General features: G+C 43.3%; 12 protein-coding genes. 4 read left to right on the top strand and 8 right to left on the bottom strand.

Annotated elements, in window-relative coordinates:
* Positions 1 to 16: 16 nt before the first annotated feature.
* The 3 genes from ACT3IB_RS14265 to ACT3IB_RS14255 all read right to left on the bottom strand — a co-directional run bounded on the left by ACT3IB_RS14265 (position 17) and on the right by ACT3IB_RS14255 (position 6,698).
* Entirely contained in the window at positions 17 to 1,582 is a 1,566-nt protein-coding gene (locus ACT3IB_RS14265) for a DUF5723 family protein (RefSeq protein ID WP_491539699.1), read from the bottom strand.
* Between the two features lie 31 nt (positions 1,583 to 1,613).
* On the bottom strand, positions 1,614 to 3,878 hold the full coding sequence (locus tag ACT3IB_RS14260) for an ATP-dependent helicase (protein ID WP_491539698.1): 2,265 nt from the start codon (positions 3,876 to 3,878) through the stop codon (positions 1,614 to 1,616).
* Positions 3,879 to 3,995: 117 nt separating this feature from the next.
* Positions 3,996 to 6,698, bottom strand: a complete 2,703-nt coding sequence (locus ACT3IB_RS14255; protein WP_491539697.1) for a valine--tRNA ligase — start codon at positions 6,696 to 6,698, stop codon at positions 3,996 to 3,998.
* Positions 6,699 to 7,081: 383 nt separating this feature from the next.
* Here ACT3IB_RS14255 and ACT3IB_RS14250 point away from each other — a divergent pair, with 383 nt between their 5' ends.
* Positions 7,082 to 7,333, top strand: a complete 252-nt coding sequence (locus tag ACT3IB_RS14250; protein WP_491539696.1) for a C10 family peptidase — start codon at positions 7,082 to 7,084, stop codon at positions 7,331 to 7,333.
* Between the two features lie 17 nt (positions 7,334 to 7,350).
* Positions 7,351 to 7,860 carry a hypothetical protein gene (locus ACT3IB_RS14245; protein WP_491539695.1) on the top strand — a complete coding sequence of 170 codons (510 nt, stop codon included), beginning with the start codon at positions 7,351 to 7,353 and terminating at the stop codon, positions 7,858 to 7,860.
* Between the two features lie 370 nt (positions 7,861 to 8,230).
* Here the strand turns inward: ACT3IB_RS14245 and rsmB are convergent, their stop codons facing one another.
* From rsmB to ACT3IB_RS14220, 5 genes are all read right to left on the bottom strand, one after another.
* A complete protein-coding gene (gene rsmB, locus ACT3IB_RS14240; protein WP_491539694.1) occupies positions 8,231 to 9,550 on the bottom strand; it encodes a 16S rRNA (cytosine(967)-C(5))-methyltransferase RsmB in 1,320 nt (439 codons plus the stop codon).
* A 208-nt stretch (positions 9,551 to 9,758) separates the two neighbouring features.
* Complete coding sequence (locus tag ACT3IB_RS14235) at positions 9,759 to 11,075, bottom strand: APC family permease (protein WP_491539693.1); 1,317 nt, start codon at positions 11,073 to 11,075, stop codon at positions 9,759 to 9,761.
* 46 nt (positions 11,076 to 11,121) lie between these two features.
* Positions 11,122 to 11,970 (bottom strand): class I SAM-dependent methyltransferase, encoded by an 849-nt coding sequence (locus tag ACT3IB_RS14230; RefSeq protein ID WP_491539692.1) that lies wholly within the window; start codon positions 11,968 to 11,970, stop codon positions 11,122 to 11,124.
* A gap of 244 nt (positions 11,971 to 12,214) precedes the next feature.
* Positions 12,215 to 12,625 (bottom strand): hypothetical protein, encoded by a 411-nt coding sequence (locus ACT3IB_RS14225; RefSeq protein ID WP_491539691.1) that lies wholly within the window; start codon positions 12,623 to 12,625, stop codon positions 12,215 to 12,217.
* Between the two features lie 97 nt (positions 12,626 to 12,722).
* Entirely contained in the window at positions 12,723 to 14,321 is a 1,599-nt protein-coding gene (locus tag ACT3IB_RS14220) for a histidine kinase dimerization/phosphoacceptor domain -containing protein (protein ID WP_491539690.1), read from the bottom strand.
* Between the two features lie 364 nt (positions 14,322 to 14,685).
* Between ACT3IB_RS14220 and atpD the strand changes: the two genes are divergently transcribed.
* Positions 14,686 to 16,188, top strand: coding sequence for a F0F1 ATP synthase subunit beta (gene atpD, locus ACT3IB_RS14215; RefSeq protein WP_491539756.1), 1,503 nt, complete (start codon positions 14,686 to 14,688; stop codon positions 16,186 to 16,188).
* 17 nt (positions 16,189 to 16,205) lie between these two features.
* Positions 16,206 to 16,625, top strand: a complete 420-nt coding sequence (gene atpC, locus ACT3IB_RS14210; RefSeq protein ID WP_491539689.1) for an ATP synthase F1 subunit epsilon — start codon at positions 16,206 to 16,208, stop codon at positions 16,623 to 16,625.
* Positions 16,626 to 16,631 lie beyond the last annotated feature (6 nt).

The following is a 16,631-nucleotide window of genomic DNA, read 5'->3' as shown; positions in this document are numbered from 1 at the left end:
ACAGAAAAGGCCTCAATTACAGGTGGAGCTGCAGGCCTGCAAAGGCTCCTCCGACAAATTCTGTGGTGAACGTTTGAGATCGAAAAATGATCTGTGTTCCTATATTAAAATCCCAGTAACGACTTTCATATCCGGTGCCTATTCCGACATGAGCTGGTAATCCTGCAGCAAGTCTCGTACCCATCCGGAGGGGAATTTTTCTAACTGGCCGGACCTCCAAACCCAGATGCATAGCAAGTTTTGTATTCGTCAGGGCTGTATTATTTAATCCCAGAGTCAGATCGCCCATTACTTTAAATCTTTCAAGGTCCAGCATAATGCCCCCGTTAAGAGAAGCAGGAGTAGGAGCTGAAAATGCATTTTTATTGGGGTTATCAGCACTGTTGAATGGGTTTGAAATCTCTAAAGCTTCATCAAAATATGTAAGGTACTGGCCACCCGACCCGATAAACATGGACTCTTTTGGGAATTCACGACCAATCTGCAGAGTATCACCCGGAGCAGATAACGAAAGTGGTTGTTTGGTGTATCGGATCATTCCAATATCATTAAAGGAGATGGCAACCCGCAGTGATTTACCCACGACTGAATTTCCGGGAGTATTTTCAATAATATTAAGCTCACTGCCGATAGGAATGAGATAAGTAAGGCCAAAATCAAAAGCCGCACCGTATCCGGTAGGATCAAAATTGAATTTTTTATTTAGATTGTCACTTATAGCAGCCTTTGGGTTTTCCGAGCTTAGGTAATCTCTGGTCATCCGTGTATACTCACCGGATGATTGGTACGAAAAATCAGTAACATACTGAGTTTGTGCATTCTGATCAGATCGCAGTTGCTGACCATGATGAACAGCACTGAAACTGGGTCCTGCGATTATGAACTTGGGAGAAAAGCCGACATATAATTTGCTCAATCGAGAAAATAATCCTTCTAAAAAAGTGAACTCACGTCCATATCCAAGTGCAATTTCCAGATTTTTGCTGATATGCTGGTCAAGGGTGAAGTCCCGAACCTGCTGATCACCTTGCTGAATGTAGTTGTCTGAATACCAACCTCTGCCAACCTCAATACGCGAAGAGTAGCGACCGCGTGCGGCAATAGAAAATGTTTCATTACCTCGATACCAGGATATCCCTCCCAGCATAACATCTGCTCGTGTTTGATGCTGAGATACTAATCTTCTGCGTGGATAATTTTCATTGAGAATTGTTTGGCGCTGGATTGGCGTGATATCCACTGCCCCCGATTGATAGGGAAAATAAGTGTCGGTAAAGTTGAAAAACTGATCACCGGCTACATCCGAAGACAGAACAGGTTCATATACAATACCCGTTTCCCCAAGGTTAATATGAATAGTGCCGTGGCGGTCATTTATTGCCAAGTTTGCCGGATTCCAAAATAATGCTTGATTACCGGATAGGTAGGCCGTTCCACCACCACCCAGAGCTGTATTTTGGGCATTAAGCACGGGCTGTGCCTGCAGGGGACCAGAAATACTGCCAAGTACGAATAGCAGAATCGTACACCCTACTTGGATAGTAAATCTAAAATTTAAACCGTTATAACCTATGTTTTTCATGTGCTGAACCTATGTGTCGGTACAAAGCCTATTATCCGACAACCTGCATTTTTGCGGCACGGAGCATCAACGTTTTGCGTCCTCGTTCTTTAAAAAAGACAACAACTTTCGTTCTTTCTCCTTTCCCGCTGCGACTTATTATTTTTCCAGGCCCGAAAACATTATGAACGACCTTCGCCCCAACCTGAAAAGGATCCTCATCGGGATTATCGTAATGGATCTGCGTATGTGATGAACGATTATTTTTGTCGTACAGTGGCTTTTTCCAATCGTATTCTACTTTGGTGCTGTTATTATTGGATGTACTGCCATTGTTTTTATCCGAAAACCGGTTTTTATTCTGGTTGATGGATGACCCTGTTTCGGTGCGTACCACATTGGCACTCACTTCATCCAAAAAGCGTGAGCGCGTTTTGCGTTGTTCTTCTCCGTATTTGTAGCGGCTGCGACAATGACTAAAAAACAGTTCTTGTTCGGCTCGCGTAATAGCCACATAAAACAGGCGCCGCTCTTCCTCAATATTGACATCTTCGTTATTGCGACTGCCCACGGGGAAGAGTTCTTCTTCCAATCCCACAATAAACACCACGGGAAATTCGAGTCCTTTCGCAGCATGCACCGTCATCATGGTAACGGCCGGTTTGTCCTCATCGTATTTATCGGTGTCGGTAATGAGACTTATTTCCTGCAGAAAAGAGGAGAGGGTAGGATTGTTATTGTTTTTCTCAAAGTAGGAGATAGCGTTTTGCAACTCCAGGATATTTTCGCGACGCGTCATCGACTTGGGAGAATTCTCCTCCACCAGCGACTTCATGTATCCGGATTCTTCGAGCAGTTGCTTGGTTACCTGCACCAAACTGGTATTGTTGGCCAATTCCTGTTTGAGGCCGTTAATCATGCGTACAAAATCCTTCACGCTGTTTTCGGCTGGTTTATACACATCGGCTTCTTCCACATTTTCGAGGATCCGCCATAGTGATTGTCCTGTTTGTCGGGCACGAGCCATTAAATCCGAAAGCGATTTTTGTCCAATCCCCCGCGACGGTTCATTAATGATACGCATCAGGTTAGTGTCATCATCGGGATTGATGAGCAGCGTTAAATAAGCCAGCACGTCTTTAATTTCTTTACGCTGGTAGAACGAAAGTCCACCCACCAGCTGATAGGTTACGCCTTTTCTACGAAAGGTTTCCTCAAAAACGCGACTCTGGTAGTTTGTGCGATACAGGATGGCAAAATCGTTGTAATCGTATCCCTTGCGCATCTTTAAATCCTGGATATAATTGGCCACCCGGTTGGCCTCGTCGCGCTCATCATAATTATCAAGCACGGTAATGGTATCGCCCATATCATTATCCGTCCACAGCGTTTTATCCAGCTGCTTGGTGTTTCTTTTGATGATGGAATCAGCAGCTTTCAGGATGGCTTTGGTCGAGCGATAGTTCTGCTCCAGCGGAATTTCGACCGCATCCTCGTAATCGCTCTTAAAATCCAGAATATTTTGAATATCAGCTCCACGAAACGAATAGATTGATTGCGCATCATCGCCAACCACACAAAGATTTTCGTACTTGTCGGCCAGCATATTTGTGACCGTGTATTGGGCATGATTGGTATCCTGGTACTCATCAATCATGATGTATTTAAAGCGATCCTGGTATTTTTCGAGCACATCAGGATGCTCGTTAAAGAGCTCAATCGGCTTGATGAGCAGGTCATCAAAATCCATGGCATTATTGTGCTTGAGCCGCTCCACATAAATTTTATAAATGCGGGCCGTAATATCGTCGAGGGTACTGTGGACAAACTTTTCGTTGTAGTGATCCGGATTAATGAGCTCATTTTTAGCATCACTGATGCGACGCTGCAAAATGCGGGGTTTTATCTCTTTGGGATCGTAATTATTCTCCCGCAGAATCTGTTTGATCGCATTTTTGGAATCTTCGGTATCGTAAATAGAATAGTCGGAATTAAAGCCAATTTTTTCGGCCTCAAACCGCAAGATTTTGGAAAATACTGAGTGAAAAGTACCCATCCACAGGCGGTTGGCTTCGTCACCAATTAGCTGTCCAATGCGCTCCTGCATTTCTTTGGCCGCCTTATTGGTAAATGTGAGTGCTAGTATTTCATTAGGGGCCGCCATGTTTTGGTCAATCAGATACGCAATGCGATAGGTAAGTACCCGCGTTTTTCCACTACCGGCACCGGCCACAATCAACAGGGGCCCTTCGCCGTGACGTACGGCACGCTTTTGTTGCTCATTTAAATCGTGTATAAAATCCGGTTCCTTTGGCATAAAATGCTAAAACTAAATATCTACTGTTATTACTACACCTCTCAGCTGGGCAAATCGCGGATCCATCGCCACGTCGCTCAAGCTATGAGGCGTCAGCGACCTCCTCAAGGAGGGATGTTAAGAATCGAGTTCTTCTAAAATTTCGCGGAGTTTTTTAAGATTCGTTTCAGTGTCTTCTTTTTTATCCCGCTCTTTTTGAACGACATCCTCGGGCGCATTATTAACGAAGCCATCGTTATTTAACTTTCCTTCAATAGATTTCAAAAATCCTTCGAGGCGATCAATTTCTTTTTGGATGCGTTCACGCTCTTTATCCAAATCAATGAGTCCTTCAAGCGGTACAAATAGCTCGGTGCCTTCAATAACGGCTGAGGCCGATGTTTCTGGTTTGGCCAGATCTGCTTTCACCTTAAACGTATCAATGGATTGAAGTTTGCGGAAAATCCACTCGTTATCACTCAATGCCTGGGCCGTCGTTTTATCCTTGGCCTTAATTAGCAGATCGATCTCATCATTAGGACTTAACTTAAATTCTGCTCTAATATTTCGGATTGATGAGATCATCTTTTGGATAGACTCAAAAAGCGTACGATCATCTTCAGAGACCAAAGCTTCGTTGAATTCTGGCCACGAAGCGACAATCATAGCCTCATCGGTATCGCGATCGCGAATAAGTTGCCAGATTTCCTCGGTGATAAATGGCATAAACGGATGAAGGAGCTTCATCAGCTGCTCAAAGAAATTAAATCCGCGTGAGAGGCGATCTTCGGGAATACTTGCCCCCGGCTCGTCGGCTTTGATCAGCTCGATGTACCAATCACAGAAATCATCCCAGATCAAGGAATAAATTTTGTGCAGTGCCTCGTTGATACGGAAGTTCTCCATATCCTTGTTGATGGCGTCGATAGTCTCGTGCAGACGAGAAAGCATCCAGCGGTCAACGAGATTATCCTCATCAATTTCGAGGGAATCTGAAAGCTGTGTTTCTTCCGTGCGGTTCATCGATAAAAATCGGAACGCATTCCAGATCTTATTGGCAAAATTGCGTCCCTGTTCGCAGAGCTGTTCCTCAAAAAGAAGATCATTACCGGCAGGAGAGGAGAAGAGCATTCCAACGCGTACGCCATCGGTTCCGTATTCTTCCATGAGCTTGATGGGATCAGGAGAGTTCCCCAGCGATTTCGACATTTTGCGACGCTGACTGTCACGTACGATGCCCGTGTAGTAGACATTGCTGAACGGTTTTTCGTCCATAAATTCATAGCCGGACATAATCATCCGTGCCACCCAGAAAAACATGATCTCCGGTGCAGTAACCAAATCCTGCGTAGGATAATAATACTCTAATTCTTCATTAGCTTCACCGGAACGGATGTATTCCGGATCAAAAACCGTAATCGGCCACAGCCAGGACGAAAACCATGTGTCGAGGACATCCTCATCCTGATTTATATCGTTAGTAGTTAAATCGGTATTACCTGATTTTTTTCGTGCTTTTTCTACAGCTTCATCTTCCGTTTTGGCAACGACATAATCATCCTTGCCATCGCCATAATACCAGGCGGGAATGCGTTGTCCCCACCAAAGCTGTCGCGAGATACACCAGTCGCGAATATTTTCCATCCAATGGTTGTAGGAGTTCTTAAATTTGGAGGGATGGAACTCAATATTATCGTTCATTACATTTTCGTGGGCCGGCTTGGCCAGCTCATCCATCTTGCAGAACCACTGTAGCGACAAACGCGGTTCAATGATGGCATCGGTCCGCTCGGAATACCCGATCTTATTCTGCATTTCTTCGATCTCAACAAGCTGATCATTCTTTTTTAGATCTTCGATGATCAACGCTCTGGCATCAAAGCGATCTTCGCCAATATAGTGCTCCGCGGCTTCACTTAACGTCCCGTCGGGATTGAGCATATCGATAATTTCCAGATCATGCTTTTGACCGATCTCATAGTCATTCTCATCGTGTGCCGGAGTAATCTTCAGGCAGCCGGTTCCATATTCCATATCCACGTAGTCATCAGCAATAATAGGGACTTCGCGTTCTACAACAGGGATAATAGCCGTTTTGCCGATCAGGTCTTGGTAACGCTCGTCTTCGGGATGCACGCAAACAGCGGTATCGGCTAATATAGTCTCGGGACGGGTGGTAGCAATGGTAACCCACTCATCGCTGTCTTTAATTTTATAGCGAACGTGATAGAGTTTTGACGTCTCTTCGCGGTGAATAACCTCTTCATCAGAAAGGGCCGTTTGGGCTTCCGGATCCCAGTTGATCATCCGCTTGCCGCGGTAGATATAGCCGCGCTCGTAGAGTTCGATAAAGCAATCAACGACGGCCTCATAAAGATCATCCTCAAGTGTAAAACGCGTGCGTTCCCAGTCGCAGGAGGCACCAAGCTTGCGAAGCTGTTGCAGGATGATTCCACCGTGCTCGTCGGTCCAATCCCAGGCGTGTTCTAAAAATTCTTCTCGCGTGAGATCTGCTTTGGTGATGCCTTCTTTACGAAGCTTTTGAACCACTTTGGCTTCGGTAGCGATAGAGGCGTGGTCTGTCCCGGGCACCCAGCAGGCGTTTTTGCCCTGCATGCGGGCCCGTCGTACCAGTACATCCTGGATGGTATTGTTGAGCATGTGTCCCATGTGCAGCACACCCGTGACATTGGGTGGAGGGATGACGACGGTGTATGATTCGCGGTCGTCGGGCTCGGAATGAAAAAAGCCGTTATCCTCCCAGAAGCTGTACCATTTGTCTTCGATACTACCGGGATCAAAATGTTTTGGGATGTCTTGAGAAGCCGTGGATTTATCCAAAATTATGAAAGCTCGTTTTGCAAGTTTCGGTTTTCGCTATTTTAGTCGCAAAGATACGAAAAAGGATAGAAGATGTAGAGTGGGAAATGGAGATCAATTAATGAAGTGGTTTCCATCAATTGATAAGTAAAAATAATTCTTGAAGAGTTTGTTATTTAACACTAATGTGCTTCAAGTTATTCTTGAGAGTCAATAATTATATTTATTAAATCAAAACCATCAAGGAGATATGAAAATATATTCATCAAGTTTTCTATTAATTCAATCAATATTTCTTTTATTATTTTTTCAGGCCTGTCAAAAAGGATCTGTTAGCGATTCTAATGTAAGTGAAAAATCAGCTGAGATAGGTAGTGAATTAGATATGCCTCTTAGTGAAGGCTATGTCTGAAATAGATGCGAGTCGCCCGGTGATTTTAAGAGGTGATGATGGAGGAAGTACCGGACATGCCTGGGTTGCAGACGGATATCGAGAAGTATATGATTGTTCCGGAGGATATGGCTATCAGTTTTTCCATATGAATTGGGGATGGGACGGAAGTTATAATGGATTGTATTCTTTTGATGATTTTACCCCCGGATCAAGTAATTATAATAGTGATAAAAAAAAACAGGTCGTAGGAATTAAACCATAATTATTAAACGTATTGTTATGCGATATTTAGCCTTTACAATTGTGACGTGTGTTGTATACTTAATCTCCATAGCGTGTTCGAATAGTACCGGGGGTGTTGCTGATCCGCCGCCTCATGAGGATATCGGGTTATCGTTTGTAGATGAACAGGGAAATGACCGGCTGCATCCTGATTATAGCAGTCCATTTTCGGAAAACAATCTTGAAATTTATTACCTAAAAGATGGCGAGAAAGAAAGGGTATTTAATGGTAATCTGGATTACCCAAAAAACTTTGTAATTAAATATTTCGAGGGCGAAGGGAAGTCTAAAATGATGCTTTGGATAAGTAACCACGTAGAAGAGGATGGCAATACCCAAACGTTGATCGAGTTCCCCGGTGGCACCGTGGATACCGCGACGATGAAACCGTTAAATGATTTTGCCAATAGCGCCGAACGGCTTTGGTATGATGGCGAGCTGATCTGGAAGGTGGATTCGGATTATACCATGCCTATCGAAATTACCAAACCTGTCTCACCGAATTAAATAAAAAAGCTTCCGCAGCGGAGCTACGGAAGCAGAATATTATAATCTTGAAACCCCGAGCAATCGGAACACAGCACGTTCAGGGCAACATATTGTAAAATCTGTTTCCGGTGCTCAGCTCCGGAAACAAGGAGTACTTACTCATTCCCCCAGCGGTGCACAACAACAAGGCTTTGATGAAAAAGAATCGGAATGAGATAAATAGGTCGAAATATTACTTTAAGTTCTTTCGCAGAACCTTCCATTTCAAGCTGAACTTGTTTCAGCATCTGTAACTAACCGCCGTATGGTAGCTTTTAACATATTATTAATTCAAGATCCTGAAATCCCAAAGGTCCGTGCTCAGCAAAAGATATTAACACACTTCCTTTTAACTGGTTCGTTTTAACAGTACGCCAAAGTGACCGTCACAGCCATGCTTGTGAGGGAATGTTTGATAAGCCAGTCCACCATGGACCATTACTTCGTCCGGCACATATCCTTCAACTGATTGCATCTCGAAGTTTTCGTGACGATCAAGAAAATTCATAACCTGTTCCATGTTTTCTTCTTCTTCGAGAGAACAGGTGCTATAGACCAAACGTCCGCCTTTTTTAACCATTCCCGCGGCAGAATCGAGCAGCTCAGCTTGCAATTCAACAGCGTTATCAAGTGAATCTTGATCACGACGCCAGCGTAAATCAGCTCGTTTACTAAGCACCCCTGTTCCGGTACAAGGTGCATCCAACAGAACGGCATCTGTTTCATCAAGTTCTACTTCCGTGGCATCGGCACGGCGGACCCGTATATTTTCAGCGTGATAAGAGAGAGCACTTTCAGCCAGTTTATCAAGGCGTTCCGAAGAAATATCAACGGCCAAAATATCGCCTTCGCCATTCATCAGATCAGACATTAAAACACTTTTGGTGCCGGGCGCTGCACAGAGATCATAAACGGATTCTTCTGGCTGTGGGTCCAAGAGGTAAGGAGCAAAGCCGGCCGCAATATCCTGTACCTGGCAAAATCCTTTGTCCAGCCAGCCTTTTGAAATGAAAGGGGCAACACTATCTACCTTGAAATAGCCCGGCAGCCAGTCGCTTTCTTCAAACTCGATACCGTGCTTGGTCATTCGCAGCTTAAAGTTTTCTGTTTTTGTGCGAAGATTGTTGGCTCGGATATAATAACTTGGGCGCTTGTTGTTGGCCTGCATCAGCTTAAAGGCTTCGCGTTCGCCAAAACGTTCGGTCCATCGCTTAACCAGCCATTCGGGATGCGAGAAGGTGGTAGCAACTAATTTGGTACGATCTTCAAAATTGGGTTTGGGCAGGTTATCGATATCCCGCTGAAGGTTGCGTAATATGGCGTTGGTAAGATCACCGGTGCGCGAGCCAAGGCTGTATTTTGCGATTTCAACAGACTCGTTGATGGCTGCATAATCGGGCGTACTATCCATAAATACCATGTCGTACACGCCGAGGCGCAGAATATTCTTCAAGCTCGATTTCATCTCATCAATCTTTACATTCGAAAACTGGTCGATAAGGAAATCGAGATAAGAGCGGCGTCTTAAAATATTTTGCACATACTCGCGTACTTCAGCACGATCGCGACTCTCAAGCTTATTGGCACGGGAATAATCAAGAACTCCGTTTTCTTCAAAATCTATTAGTATTTCTACGCTGATAGAACGAGCTGTTGCTTCGGTATCCAATGCAATATCTGTTTATAGTTAAACTTTCCGGTGATAACAATCCTAAAATTCCAAAAACCACATCCACAATGTGTGACAATTTATTAAGTCACTTTTAAATTATTCAAAGTGACTTAAATACGTAGTTTCGCAGGTTGCCAAAAATACGATTTTAGCATGGGAGTTGCTAATTGATAATCGATTATATTGGCTTGGTTTTTGAGAGTTGCTATTGCGGTTTATTCTGTGCCCAGTAGTAAACCGGAAGTCCTACCACCAAGATAGCTATGCCAACCATTGCACCCCATCCGGTAAACATGACACTTGAATACAAAAGATATGAGCAGCAAATAATAAATAGGATAGGGGTGAGTGGGTATAGTGGGACTTTGAAGGTATCCTCAGAAGATTGTTCTTTATTTCTGAAAAGAAAAAGCGTAATGGTGGTAAGAAGGATAAAAAACCAAAAAACCGGGGCCGTATAATCGACCATTGTGGAAACGGCCTCCTTGGTAAATGCTCCTAAAAAAACCAGAGCCAGACTTATCCCTCCCTGTAAGAGCAACGCATTAATGGGCGAATTATAATGAGGATCCCATTTTCCTATCCATTCCAAAGCATTGAAGTCACGTCCCAGTGCATAGTTGGTCCGTGCACCGGTAATAATGGTTGCATTAGCGGTTGAAAGTGCAGAAATTATGATAATAGTGGCCATAATAAAAGCTCCCTCAGAGCCAAAAATACTATTGGTGAGATCTACACCTATTGTTTCGGATGTACGGAGTTGTTCGAGTCCCAATACTTGCAGATAGGCACTGTTGATGAGGACGTATAGGATGGTAATTACAGCTAATCCAATGAGAAGCACTTTGGACATGTTCTGGCGGACATCCTTAAGTTCGGCTGAAAGGTAAACACCCTCATTCCAGCCACCATAGGTGAGCAGAACAAAGATCATCGCAGCGCCGGCCGAGCTGTTTACTGTGGAGCCGGTTTGAGGCGTGACTTCACCGCCGGTGATCACTCCGGCAAGCCCGCAGAGCAATAGTATTCCAACTATAAGAGCCGTCATTCCGTTTTGAGCATTTTTGGCGGGATGCGTTCCCCAGATGTTTAATCCGGTTAATCCGACAACGGTAATACCGGCATATATTGATGAACTGTATGTCCCTAAATCGTAAATGGTGGATGCATAATCACCCAGGATAAAAGCGGCCAGTGCAATAGATCCAGTCTGTATGACCGTCATGCGTCCCCATGAAAATAAAAAGCCGATGGTTGATCCATAGGCTTCGGTAAGAAAGTAGTACTCTCCGCCGGCGTCTGGTTTCTTTGATGCAATTTCAGCATAACAAAGGGCCCCAATGATTGATATAAGTCCACCTGCTACCCAGAAACCGATATAATGAAGTTCTGATGCAGCGTTTTGCGCTACGATAGAAGGCAGGCGAAATATGCCGATACCTACGACAATGCCAACAATGACGGCTATAGCACTAAGATTTGTAAAGACTTTAAGCGGTGAACCCGAATCGGATGTCTTCATGCAGCGAAGCCAAAACTTTTATTGTGATAAGGAGGAATAAATGTAATTATTTCCTTGTTGCCGACCATTGAGAGAATGTCTTTTCCTGGCCGTTGTGATGTTGCATCATTCCATAAACCTTATCACCTTCAACACGTCCACTGAATATATAGTTTTGGTCTCCATTTGATGCCCGCACGGTAAGCCGCTTTCCTTTTAGTTCGGCTTTGTGGATATCAAAGAAGCTGCCGCTATTATCGGAGAGTTTGACTGAAATTTCCTGAAATCGCTGGTTGATGGTCATATCAAAATTGGTTCCGTTATAACTCCACGACCATGTGCCTTCGGTCTGAGCTGGTATGACCCAATAATAAACATCGTGGCTTCTCCCGTTATTTTTTACAACCACCTTTTTATCAGCTTTCCAGCTTCCCATATCAAAGCTGTGCGAAACAATTTGGGTGCCGGGCTGTAGTTTCTCTATTAGTTTGGGGCGCAATTTTTTATTTACTGAGGGCAGTAGATACATCGTAATTACAGAGGCTTCGCTAAAATCGGTATCAAAAATATTCCCTTCCATAAACATTATTTGATCAGCAACCCCATTTTTCTTAGCATTTTCGCGGGCTTCGGCAATACGCTCGGGATCAAGATCGATACCGTGTCCACTAGCTCCACGCTTTGCAGCCGCAATTACGATGCGCCCGTCTCCGGATCCCAAATCAATAACATAATCACTAGATTCCACATCAGTAAGGTCGAGCATACGTTGAACTACGTTGTCGGGAGTAGGCACGTAGGGCACATCCAGATCTTGCCCTGTAACGTGAGATGCAGAAGCGAATGTTATTCCTAAAAATAGTAGTATTGTAAAAAAGGATTGCGTTAATAAACTACCAGATGTTGGCTTTTTCATAATTAGGTTACTTAAATTTTAATAAGGGAATAGTTATGTAATCTACTACGAAAACTTAAAAATGAAAGTATTAGTTTTATTTTAAACAACTAACATTTTCATCAAGTTGTTTCACGGGAACCAAATAATTACATCTTTTAATAGTAGTTCCGTTATGTTAATCTCTTCGGTTAATTGTATTCGAGGCAGTAAAGAGTAACAAAAAAGTGTAAGCTCATAAATCCAAAAAAGTATCGCCTAAAAACTACATTAATTTCTTTAGGATTTTGAAAAACTTTTGGGCGTTTTGCTTGTTGTTGCCCCAGTCAAAAAGCTGGGTTTCTAACTTACATCTGGAATGAAATCCAATATGGGTATTTTGGCCATTTACTTTTATTTTGATGGTGATGTATTCCCCAAATGACTTCATGGTCCATGGTGCCCATGCCGTTATATATCCTTCACTGTAACTGTTCTTCTCGATGTCAAATTTACAGTAATTCAAGGTATCAATAGCCGCTCGAAAGACCTCTTCATATTGTTTTTGTATTACCTTTCTATCCTGATAGTGGGCCGTTATCCCTTGTTGCCAGGTTCCGTCTTGACGATATATCAGCCACATGACAAGAAAAGTTCCGAGAGCAATTTCGAAACTATGGCTGAACAGGAAATCCATTTATTGTGGCTAATTATCATGAACGTTTTAATACATTAGAATAAGTAACAATTTTATTACTTGCGGGCAATGTACAGCCGAAACCGATAACGACGTATTAATTTTGAAATGCCAAGCTAAATGTTGTGCCCTCATTTTGGGTACTTTCAATAGAGAGGTCAGCTTTAAGCTGTTTGGAAAACTTTTTGATGAGCGTCATTCCCAATGACTTTGTGTTAAGTTGTTCCGGATCTTTGGGAAGCCCCACGCCATTGTCGCGAATATAGATTGTTATTTTATCATTGGTTACCGTGCTACCGAGCTCAATATAACCATCAGGCCTGCCATCAAACGCATGTTTATGTGCATTGATCAGGATCTCGTTAATCACCAAGCCAAGCGGAATTGATTTTGACATTTCCAGTCGGGCATCTTCCAGGTTGAATTTAAGATCGATGTCGGCATTCTTGTTGACAAATGAACGATGAGTGAGATTGCTGATACGCTGGATATATTCTTTCATGCTAATATTGGAGAACGACTCATTTTGGTAAAGAGCTTCATGAGCCAGTGCCATCGACTTAATTCGTGCCCGTGCGGTTTTAAATGTGCTTCCATTCCCATTTTGTGAGGAGGTACGTTCCTGTAATTCCAGCAATGCACTTACAAGAGCCATGTTATTTTTTACACGATGATGAATTTCTTTCAGGAGTATTTTCTTTTCATCTAAAGAAACCTGCAGTTTTTTCTGACTTTCATGAAGCTGCCTCGTTCTGTTTTCCACTTCTGATGTCAGCTGTTTATTCCATCCTCCGATGAGTTTAAAAGCACCATAACCCGTTACTACGATAATACCAATCGATATCCATGAAATAATTTCGAATGACTCAAGAGCATTAACGACATCAATAACGGTAGCTGTTTTCTGTTCTGTCATTACTTCTTGGACTCGTAATTTGCCCAGGTATTTTCCGGAAAAAATAAATAGAGCCAGTGCTCCTGTAATTGAGGTTACAGCTCCGGCCACCCATTTTAACGATAATTGGGATCGATCCGGCAGCGAAAAAAAGCGATTTTTTAACCGTTCAACTGTAGGGGTGAACAGCCACAATATGGGACCTGTTATTAAGATTGCCTGAATAAAAGAGCCGCTCCACCAGCTCTTCCATATCATCAGGGTTTCAGAGGCAGAAAGTTGATGGCTAAAGCTCCAGATGAAAGATCCAAGGGAACTTCCGATCGAAGCAATAAACATGATGGAAATAAAGAATGCGATGCTCTTCAGACTTCGAAGATCGTAGGGAATGTTGAATCCCTGGTAGGCCGTTGCGCAGATGGCCACCCCCAATACAAATGCAATTGCAAAAATTAGGGCCCAACCCCACGGCATACTCGAATGAAATGCTATAACAAATGAACATAAAAATATCGGGATAAAGCCCCATTCAAAACCAAACCAAAAAAATAGCAGTAGTCCTAATATTAAGGCGGGATTAAAAACGAAGAACTTGATTACATCGGCCCGACTGTTTGATAATGACATCCACTCGTTAGGCAGAAGAGCGATGGTAGCATATAGTGTACCTGCTATGGCAACAATCCACATAGTCAACATTCCCCAAACGCGAATGTTAGCTAGAGAATAACGCGAAAGCAGAATATCAAAGGTTAACGGCTTCCAAAGTAAGGGAGTGCTTTGTTGATTCTTGCTATCCATAATGTTCTAGTTCCCGACTAAAAAATAACACCAACGATCTTTGAGGAAATGTAATAAATCAACGAAACATTAAAAAATCTTAATGTTTATTAATAATCATTTGGCCGGTAGGTTGGGTCAAGGTAAAAAAGGAGGTAGGGTTTAATATTTTTCAAGAGTTTGGTCAGATTCTAATGTGGAATTTCATTAACAATAAAATTGAGAATTTATTTAAGGGGGCAGGTGAATGGTATGCAATTAAGGTATGATTTAACTTTCATTTGCTCGCAAAAAGTCCTAACTTTTGCCGCTTCTTATGTGGTAGGAAATTTACGTTTCTTTCCGAAAAGAAATTATCAAAAGTTAACTCACTAGAACTAAATAAATAATGAATAAAGGAACCGTTGCACAAGTGATTGGGCCGGTTGTGGATGTTGATTTCGACAAAGGCGACATTCCTCCGGTACTAAATGCACTTTATATCGAAAGAGAAGACAATTCTAAACTCTATCTTGAAGTTGCCCAGCACCTCGGAGAAAATCGTGTACGCACGATTGCGATGGATTCAACCGACGGATTGGTTCGAGAGATGGAAGTTGTAAATACAGGCGCTCCGATCTCGATGCCGGTAGGCGAAGACATTCTCGGGCGTGTATTTAATGTGGTAGGGGAACCTATTGATGGAATTGAACCTCCCGAAGGAGATCGAAAATATCCAATTCACCGATCTTCCCCGGATTTTGAAGATCTTGCTACATCCACCGAGATGCTTGAGACGGGTATTAAGGTTATCGATCTTCTTTGTCCGTATGCCAAAGGTGGTAAAACCGGACTTTTTGGCGGTGCCGGTGTAGGTAAAACGGTTCTGATTCAGGAATTAATTAACAATATTGCCAAAGGTCACGGTGGTCTCTCAGTATTTGCCGGTGTCGGTGAGCGTACTCGTGAGGGAAATGATCTTATCCGTGAGATGCTCGAAGCGGGCATTATTGATTACGGTGAAGAATTTAAAGAAGCATTCGAAAATGGTGAGTGGGATCTGAGTAAGGTCGATATGGATGCTTTGAAAGATTCAAAAGCCGCCTTTACCTTTGGACAGATGAACGAGCCGCCTGGAGCCAGACTTCGTGTGGCACTTTCCGGGCTGACGCTGGCCGAGTATTTCCGCGAAGAAATCTCTCGCGATATCCTGCTCTTTATTGATAATATTTTCCGATTTACACAGGCGGGATCCGAAGTTTCTGCACTCCTTGGACGAATGCCCTCGGCCGTAGGTTATCAGCCTACATTGGCCACTGAAATGGGGGACTTGCAGGAACGCATTACTTCAACGAAAAACGGTTCTATTACATCAGTACAGGCTGTATATGTACCTGCTGATGACTTGACTGACCCTGCTCCGGCAACTACATTTGCCCACTTGGATGCAACAACGGTGTTGAGCCGTGCTCTTACACAGATCGGTATTTATCCGGCTGTAGATCCGCTGGACTCTTCTTCTCGAATTCTTGATCCGCATATCGTTGGTAAAGAGCATTACCAGACGGCGCAGCGCGTGATCGAAATTCTTCAGAAGTACAAAGATCTACAGGATATTATTGCCATTCTGGGTATGGATGAACTTTCGGATGAAGATAAAACAGTAGTGTCGCGAGCTCGACGTATACAGCGATTCTTGAGTCAGCCATTCTTTGTTGCTGAACAGTTTACGGGCCAACCCGGTACTTATGTAAATATTGAAGATACTGTTAAAGGCTTCAAGAAGATTCTGGACGGTGAACTTGATCACCTGCCGGAGAAAGCTTTCTACATGGTTGGTACCATCGAAGAAGCAGAAGAGAAAGGCGAAGAATTACTGGCTGAGGAAGAAGCAGAAGCCGCAGAATAATAAGAGGTATCTAACCAATGAACACCTTTAGTGCTCAAATATTAACTCCGGAAGGTTCAATCTTTGATGATGAGGTAACCGGAGTTCGAGTCCCCGGAGAGATGGGGAGTTTTGAAGTTAAGACGCTTCACGCCAATATTATTTCTTCGCTTGAAATCGGGGAGATACTGGTTCGCAAAGCTGCGGGCGGAGAACAATCTTTTTCCGTAACCGGAGGTTTTGTAGAAGTGGTAGATAATAAGCTTACGCTTTTAGCTGAAGCTGCTGAACCGGTTGAGGACATCGATGTTGAGCGAGCTAAGGAAGCAAAAGAAAGAGCGGTTAAGCGTCTTGAATCTGATGATAAAAAGATCGACAAAGATCGGGCAAGAAAGGCACTTAAACGTGCCGAAAACCGAATTAAATTATCGGTTAATATTGGAGTAAATACCCAATAGTTCTGT

The organism is Fodinibius sp. GM21, assembly GCF_058386955.1.
This window is presented reverse-complemented; position numbering and strand designations above follow the sequence as displayed.